General features: G+C 69.5%; 1 protein-coding gene. It reads left to right on the top strand.

What is annotated here, in order from left to right; all coding sequences use genetic code 11:
* Positions 1 to 50: 50 nt before the first annotated feature.
* Positions 51 to 821: a transposase gene (locus IQ279_RS27540; protein WP_206352044.1), complete on the top strand. Its 771-nt coding sequence runs from the start codon at positions 51 to 53 to the stop codon at positions 819 to 821.
* The last annotated feature ends 57 nt before the right edge of the window (positions 822 to 878 follow it).

The raw sequence follows: 878 nt of genomic DNA, 5'->3' as shown, positions 1-878 counted from the left end.
ACACTAAGGGCTGTCCCGTAACTGCTGGTCACGGATGAGATGATCTTTTCGTGGCTGGTGTGATCACGGCGTCGGAGCCGTCCTGGATAGCCCCGTTCACCGGGCTGAGCCCGCGGCAGTTCGCCAAGCTGATCACCGCGCTGCGGCGCGAGGGCGCCGATCCGGTGCGCCGGGGCCGGCCCTGGAGCCTGCCGCTGGAGGACCGGGTGCTGCTGGTGGCCGCGTACTGGCGCACCAATCTCACCCTGCGCCAGCTCGCCCCGCTGTTCGGCGTCTCGAAGTCGGCCGCCGACCGGATCATCGCCCACCTCGGCCCGGCGCTCGCCCTCCAGCCCCGCAAGCGGTACCGCAAGAACACCGTGCTCATCGTGGACGGCACGCTGGTGCCCACCCGCGACCACACAGTCGCCGAGCAGTCCAAGAACTACCGCTACTCCACCAACCACCAGGTCGTCATCGACGCCGACACCCGGCTCGTCGTCGCCGTCGGGCGGCCGGTGCCCGGCAACCGCAACGACTGCAAGGCGTGGGAGATCTCCGGCACCAAGGACGCCGTGGGCACCACCCCTACGGTGATCGCCGACGGCGGCTACCGGGGCACCGGCCTGGTCATCCCGCACCGCCGGCGCAAGGGCGAGGACCTGCCCGCCTGGAAAGAGGAGCACAACACCTCCCACCGCCGGGTGCGCGCCCGCGTCGAGCACACCTTCGCCCGCATGAAGAGCTGGAAGATCCTGCGCGACTGCCGCCTCAGAGGCGACGGCGTCCACCACGCCATGCTCGGCATCGCCCGCCTCCACAACCTCACCCTGGCCGGGTGACGCAGAAACCAGCAGGCCACCAGGTACGTCACAGATCATTTACGGGACAGCCCTTAG

The organism is Streptomyces verrucosisporus (assembly GCF_017114865.1).
In the GTDB taxonomy this organism is placed as follows: Bacteria; Actinomycetota; Actinomycetes; order Streptomycetales; family Streptomycetaceae; genus Streptomyces; species Streptomyces fenghuangensis.
This window is presented reverse-complemented; position numbering and strand designations above follow the sequence as displayed.